The organism is Allofournierella sp. (genome assembly GCF_017889395.1).
Taxonomy (GTDB): Bacteria; Bacillota; Clostridia; order Oscillospirales; family Ruminococcaceae; genus Allofournierella.
On the sequence record NZ_JAGHKE010000106.1, the window covers coordinates 1 to 6,978 of the forward strand.

6 protein-coding genes are annotated in these 6,978 nt (G+C 61.0%); 5 read left to right on the forward strand and 1 reads right to left on the reverse strand.

What is annotated here, in order from left to right; genetic code table 11:
* On the reverse strand, positions 1 to 1,047 hold a 1,047-nt coding region (locus tag J7G73_RS11810), incomplete at its 3' end, for a sodium/proton-translocating pyrophosphatase (RefSeq protein WP_291246393.1).
* A 330-nt stretch (positions 1,048 to 1,377) separates the two neighbouring features.
* On the opposite strand from J7G73_RS11810, the gene J7G73_RS11815 reads away from it, so the two are divergent.
* The 5 genes from J7G73_RS11815 to J7G73_RS11835 all read left to right on the forward strand — a co-directional run.
* Positions 1,378 to 2,541, forward strand: coding sequence for a patatin-like phospholipase family protein (locus J7G73_RS11815; RefSeq protein ID WP_291246394.1), 1,164 nt, complete (start codon positions 1,378 to 1,380; stop codon positions 2,539 to 2,541).
* Positions 2,538 to 4,166, forward strand: a complete 1,629-nt coding sequence (ptsP, locus tag J7G73_RS11820) for a phosphoenolpyruvate--protein phosphotransferase (RefSeq protein ID WP_087294909.1) — start codon at positions 2,538 to 2,540, stop codon at positions 4,164 to 4,166. The genes J7G73_RS11815 and ptsP overlap by 4 nt, the downstream gene beginning before the upstream one ends.
* Before the next feature lie 200 nt (positions 4,167 to 4,366).
* Entirely contained in the window at positions 4,367 to 5,122 is a 756-nt protein-coding gene (locus tag J7G73_RS11825) for a DeoR/GlpR family DNA-binding transcription regulator (RefSeq protein ID WP_291246395.1), read from the forward strand.
* Complete coding sequence (pfkB, locus tag J7G73_RS11830) at positions 5,119 to 6,021, forward strand: 1-phosphofructokinase (RefSeq protein ID WP_291246396.1); 903 nt, start codon at positions 5,119 to 5,121, stop codon at positions 6,019 to 6,021. The genes J7G73_RS11825 and pfkB overlap by 4 nt, the downstream gene beginning before the upstream one ends.
* Before the next feature lie 84 nt (positions 6,022 to 6,105).
* Positions 6,106 to 6,978 (forward strand): fructose PTS transporter subunit IIB (locus J7G73_RS11835; protein ID WP_291246397.1); only part of this gene is annotated, 873 nt, incomplete at its 3' end.

The following is a 6,978-nucleotide window of genomic DNA, read 5'->3' on the forward strand; positions in this document are numbered from 1 at the left end:
GATGATCACACCGGCGGCCAGGCCGCTGATCACCGCGATGAACACGCCGGTGGCGTGCTCGGCAGGCAGCAGCCAGTGGATGGCGAACCAGGCACAGATGGCGATCAGCACGCTGCTGATGTAGGTGCCGGTGCGCAGGGCGGCCAGCAGGTTTTTCTGGCTGGCGCCCTCCTTGGTTTTAACGAAGAAGGTGCCCAGAATGGAGCACAGCACGCCCAGCGCGGCCAGCAGCATGGGAACGCCCACGCCCTGCATGTCGAAGCCTGCGGCCACGGCCAGCGCGCTGGTGGAAACGATGGAGCCCACATAGGACTCGTACAGGTCGGCACCCATGCCGGCAACGTCACCCACGTTGTCGCCCACGTTGTCGGCGATAACGGCGGGGTTGCGGGGGTCGTCCTCGGGGATTCCCGCCTCCACCTTGCCCACCAGGTCGGCGCCAACGTCCGCCGCCTTGGTGAAGATACCGCCGCCCACACGGGCAAACAGCGCCATTGAGGAAGCACCCATGCCGAAGGTGAGCATATTGGAGGTGATGTTCTGGATCAGGATCTCCTGACTGGCCACCGGATCAATGGCAGTGTACCAGAAATGCAGGAAAAAGTACCAGATGCTCAGGTCCAGCAGGCCCAGGCCCACCACCGTGAAGCCCATGACCGAGCCGGCGCTGAAGGCCACCCGCAGGCCCTTGTTCAGGCTATTGGAGGCAGCGTTGGCGGTGCGACAGTTGGCCATGGTGGCGGTGCGCATGCCAATAAAGCCGGACAGGCCGCTGAAAAAGCCGCCGGTCAGGAATGCGAAGGGGGTGAAAAAGCTCAAAAAGCCCAGGAATGCCATGATCAGAAGGATCACGAAGACCACGGCGAAGAAGATGGCCACGCCTTTATACTGACGCTTTAAGTAGGCGGTCGCACCATTGCTCACCGCGGCCGAGATCTTGGCCATCTGGGGTGTGCCCTGCGGCTCTTTTTTGACGCGGGCGAACATGGTCGCCGCGAACAACAAGGCAAGCACAGAGCCTGCTGCAACAAAATACATCGCGCTCATGATCGAATGATCCCTCCTTGTTCCAAAAGCCCGGCAGGCCGGGAGATACAGGGTAAAACCGATTCCCGGAAAAGAAATCCAAATTTCACCGTTGCCTTCATTATAGAACGAAATACCCGGAAAAACAAGAATGATGCACAAAATATTTTTTGCTTTGTAGAATATTTTGTAAAAATAGTTGAAAACGTATTTCCTTTATCACACGAAAGGATTATAATAGACTAAACACAATGGATGATTAGGCGATTCAGCCGTTTTTTCTTGGAAAAAGGTTGCATCCCCCAAAAGTTTTTTGCTACAATTTGATAAAGTGAGAAAGGGCGGGACAGCATGAAGCGAGGGCTTGTACTGGCGGGCGGCGGTGCCCGGGGCAGCTACCAGGTCGGGGTCTACCAGGCACTGACCGAGCTTGCCTGGCGGCCGGATGTGATCACCGGCACCTCGGTGGGCTGTTTGAACGGGGTCATGTTCGCCACCGGGCAGTGGGCCACCGCCCGGGATATGTGGCTGACCATCGATACCCGCCAGGTGATTACAGACCCGCCGGACCCGGATCAGGGAATGCTGAACTTCTGGCAGGAGACGGTGCGCTGCGGCGGACTGGATGTGACCCCGCTGGAGGGGATCGTGGACCGGGTGCTGGATGAGGAGGCCCTGCGAACCTCCCCCATCGAATTCGGGCTGGTCACCGTGAACAAACGGACCCTGCGCCCGCTGGAGCTCACCGCACAGGAGATCCCGCAGGGACAGATGAAGGATTACCTTCTTGCCTCCGCTGCCTGTTTCCCTGCCTTCCGGCCCCGGGCCATTGAGGGCAAGGAGTTCATTGATGGCGGCTATGCCGACAATATGCCGGTGGGCCTGGCGCGCCGCATGGGCGCGGAGGAAGTTGTGGCCGTGGATGTGGACGGCATCGGCGTGATGCGGCGGCTGCCAGCGGATATCCCGGTCATTCTGGTTCGCAGTCACTGGGAGCTGGGCGCGATCCTGACCTTCGATCCCCGCCAGGCCGCACAGAACATTGCCCTGGGCTACAACGATACCTATCGGGCCTTCGGCCGTATCCTGGGCATTGCTTACAGCATCCAGGCCGGGCAGGAACGGGTGCTCACCGAGAACTTTATCCGCCCTTATGCCGAGCTGCTGCGCCGGGTCATGGGAGCAAACCCCTCGCTTACCTTTACGGAACAGGCGGCGCTGGGCGGGCTGGAAAAGCTGGCGACCACGGCCGCAGCCCGGGCACTGGCTCCGCTGGAGCGGGCCTGTGAGCTGGCCGGTGTGGCACCGGAGCCGGTCTACACCGCCCGGCAGTTGTTTGACGAATTTTTGCAGCAGGTGGACCCTCAGATCTGCCTGCGGTTTGCGCCCCTGTTTGAAGAGGGGGCGGGTATTTGTATCCGGGAGTCCGCCCAGGCGGCAGCCGCCCCCGGAGAGTTTCTGCAGGCGCTTGTGGCGGCAAGCCTGCACAGATCCCAGGGAGGTGAGGTTCCATGAGAAGATTCACAGGCATCAGCGCATCCAAAGGGCTGGTCATGGGGCCGGTCCACCGGCTGCACCACGGCACTGCCGGCTTGGCGCGTGTGGTCGGTCTTCCGGTGCGTGAGCAGGCCCTGTTCGATGCGGCTGTGATCCTGGCAAAAGAGGAGCTGCGCGTTCTGGAGGAAAAAACCGACGGCACCCAGCAGGCCATTCTTATGTTCCAGCGGATGATGCTAGAAGATGCAGGTCTGCTGACGCAGGTGGCCCAGCGCATCGCGGACGGCGATGGCGCGGCCGCCGCCATGGAATGGGTGGGCAGGCACTATGCCGCCACCCTGGAAAATCTGGACGATGAATACATGAGCCAGCGCTCGGTGGATGTGCTGGATGTCTGCCGCCGGGTGGTGAATATTCTGGACGGCGAGCCCCGCAAGGCTCCCGAGCTGGAGGTCCCCTGCATTCTGGTGGGGGAGCGCATCTTCCCCAGCGACATCATCAGCATCGACCGGGCCAAGATTCTGGGCTTTGCCACCAGCGGCGGCAGTATCCAGAGCCACGCGGCCATTATGGCCCGTACCATGGACATTCCCGCCGTGGTGCAGCTGGGCAATGAGATGCTGGATTACAGCGAGGGGCAGGCCGCCATTCTGGATGCCTATAACGGTGACATGATCGTCAAGCCGGACGCGGACGCGGTGCGCCACGCTCAGCGGCGGATTGTGGGCGAGGGTATGCTGAAAAAGCGGATGGCCTTCCTGAAGGACCAGCCCTGCGTGACCAAGGACGGCACCGCTGTGACCCTGATGGCCAACTGCTCCAGTCCCACCGACATTCGGGCCGCCATGGACGCGGGTGCAGATGGCGTGGGACTGCTGCGCAGCGAGTTCGTTATTACCGGCGATCACATTCCCGGCGAGGACGAGCAATACTATTATTATATGACCTGCCTGGAAGCGGCTGCCGGTCGACCGGTAATCATCAGCACCTTTGACATCGGGGCGGACAAGCGGGTGGCGGAGCTGGAGGATACCATCAATTATTCCCCGCTGGGGATGAGAGGTGTGCGGCTTCAACTGAGCCACCCGGAGCTGTTCGTCACCCAGATGCGGGCGCTGCTGCGTACCGCGCTCAAGGGCGATTTGCGAATCATGTTCCCCATGATCACCGGCCCGGCGGACTGGAAGGAAGCCCTGGAGCTGGTGGAGGTGGCCAAGAGCCAGCTGCGCCGGGAAGGCGTGCCCTTCAATGAAAAGGTTCCGCTGGGTGCAATGATCGAGGTGCCCAGCGCTGCCCTGCTGGCCGATGAGATTCTGGCAGACCGCTGCTCCTTCGTGCACATCGGTACCAACGATCTGACCCAGTACACCTACGCGGCCGACCGGCGGGACAGCCGGATGTCCGGCTATTTTACCGGCTGGCCCCACGCGGTGGGCCGCCTGATCGACATGGTGGTGGCGGCCGCCTGGAGCCAGGAGCTGCCGGTTACCATCTGCGGCGTGAGTGCCACTGATCCGGATACTGCCGAGCGATTCATCCGCCAGGGCGTGCGGGGACTGTGCATGGAGGCGCGCAGTCTGATGCAGATCAAGGCTCACCTGCTGGAGCTGGATCTGAATGAGCCACCTCGCTTCCAGCGATAGCACAGATAAAAAATCCCCTGTTCCGCAACCCGCGGCGCAGGGGTTTTTTGCTTGTTTGCGCGAATTTGCGCAAAAATGCGAAGGCGACTCAAAATAAAATGCAGAAATTTGATTGTTTTTGATAGAAAATGCTTGAATTCGCCAAATGACTGTGCTATAGTGAAACCAGAACGAGAGATACAGGCAAAGGGGGCGGCGAAATGCTGGCAGAAAAACGGTTTGCGGTGATTCTGGATGTGCTGGCAAAGCGCCGGGCGGCAACCGTCACCGAGCTGGCTCAGCGGCTGGACACTTCGGAATCCACCGTGCGGCGGGATTTGATGATCCTGGCCGAGCAGGGCAAGCTGAACAAGGTGCACGGCGGTGCCACCGCAGTGGATGCCACCTTCGAGAGCGGCGAACCCACCATGAGCGCAAAGGAGCATCTCAATCAGGTCCAGAAGGATCAGATCGCCCGCTATGCGGCGGCCCAGATCCAGCCGGACGATGTGATTTTCCTGGACGCGGGCAGCACCACTCTGCGGATGCTGGAATACATGGAGCCCAGCGACGGGCTGCTGATCGTGACCAACGGCATTCTACACGCCCAGCGGCTGGTAAACAAGGGGTTCAGAGCTTACATCCTGGGCGGCATGCTCAAGACCGGCACCGAAGCCATTGTTGGGGCGGGCGCCGTGCAGTCCCTGAGCCATTACAACTTTACCAAGGCCTTTATCGGCATCAACGGCATCACCGTGGGCCAGGGCTACACCACGCCGGATGTGGAGGAAGCCCAGGTCAAGTCGATGGCGCTGCGACAGGCCTATATCAAATATGTGCTGGCGGATTCGTCCAAGTTCGGGCGGGTGTCGGCGGTCACGGTGGCTCCCATCGACCAGGCCTGCATCGTCACCGATCATCTGCCGGACAAGAGCTATCGCAAGCATGCAGTGATCAAGGAGGTAGAAGGGTTATGATATACACCGTTACGTTCAATCCCGCGCTGGACTACGTGGTGCGCATGGATGCGCTGGCCCTGGGCCAGGTGAACCGCACCGTCAGCGAGGATGTACAGCTGGGCGGCAAGGGCATTAACGTGTCCTGGGTGCTGCGGGAGCTGGGCCATGAAAATGTGGCGCTGGGCTTTGTGGCCGGATTCACCGGCAAGGCCATTGAGGACGGTCTGGCCGCCAAGGGTGTCGCCACCGACTTCATCCACCTGCCCGCCGGTCTCACCCGCATCAACGTGAAGCTGAAGGCCGGCGAGGAGACCGAGATCAACGGCAAGGGCCCCGACATCAGCGCCGAGGCGCTGGAGGAGCTGCTGTGCAAGCTGGATGCTCTGGGCGAGGGCGATGTGCTGGTTCTGGCCGGCAGCATTCCCGCAAGCATGCCCAGCGATGTGTACGAAAGCATTCTGGCCCGTCTGGAGGGCAAAAAGGTTCTCTGCGCGGTGGATGCCACCCGGGACCTGCTGGTAAACGTGCTCAAGTACAAGCCCTTCCTGATCAAGCCCAACAATCACGAGCTGGGCGAGATCTTCGGCCGGGTCCTCAACACCGACGAGGAGATTCGGGAGTGCGCCGAAAAGCTGCAGCAGCAGGGTGCGCGCAACGTGCTGGTCAGCATGGCCGGCGACGGTGCGATGCTGCTGGATGAGAACGGCGGCTGCCACCGTCTTGCCGCCTACAAGGGCAAGGTAAAGAACTCGGTGGGTGCGGGCGATTCCATGGTGGCAGGCTTCCTGGCCGGTTATCTGGATACCGGCGATTATGCCCATGCGCTGCGTGTGGGCAGTGCCGCGGGCAGCGCCACCGCCTTCTCGGATGTGCTGGCCACCCGAAGCGAAATCGAGGCTCTTTTGAACCAGGCATAAGCGTGCATCGCGGAACCCAAAACCGCACGCCTGCAAATAGATCGTATCCCCCTGAAAAAGAATGAGAGAAAGGAATCGAGTATCATGCGTATTACGGATTTGCTCAGACCGGAAAGCGTGGAGCTGCATACCAGCGTAGCGAATAAAGAAGCAGCCATCGATAAACTGATCGGCCTGCATGTGGCCGGTGACAATCTGGCGGATGTGGAGGCCTACAAGAAGGCCATTCTGGCCCGTGAGGCCCAGAGCAGCACCGCCATTGAGGCGGGCATTGCAGTGCCCCACGCCAAGAGCGAGGCGGTCAAGCGCCCCGGTCTGGCGGCTATGACCCTGGACAACGGTGTGGACTACGGCGCCATGGACAAGAAGCCCAGCGATCTGTTCTTTATGATCGCCGCTCCCATGGACGGCAACCTGCACCTGGAGATCCTCAGCCGCCTGATGGTTCTGCTGATGGATGGCGACTTTACCGCCAAGCTGCGGGCCGCTGCCACTGTGGAAGAGTTCATGAAGGCTATTGATGATGCCGAGAGCGCCAAATACGGCGACACCAAGCTGCCCAAGGTGGAGACCGTGAACGATGATGCTTCCGCTCCCGCACAGCCTGCTGAGGAAAAGAAGGCTGAGGGCTACCGGGTGCTGGCGGTTACCGCCTGCCCCACCGGCATTGCCCACACCTACATGGCCGCCGAGGCTCTGGAGAAGGCCGGCAAGGCGATGGAGATCCCCCTGAAGGCCGAGACCAACGGCTCCGGCGGTGCCAAGAATGTGCTGACCGCCGAGGAGATCGCCGCTGCCGACGGCATCATCGTGGCCGCTGACAAGAACGTGGACACCGCCCGTTTTGACGGCAAGCGCGTGCTGTTCGTTCCCGTGAGCGAGGGCATCCATCATCCGGAGGAGCTGATCCGCAAGATCGCGGAGAAGCAGGTTCCCATCTACCACTACTCCGGCGCG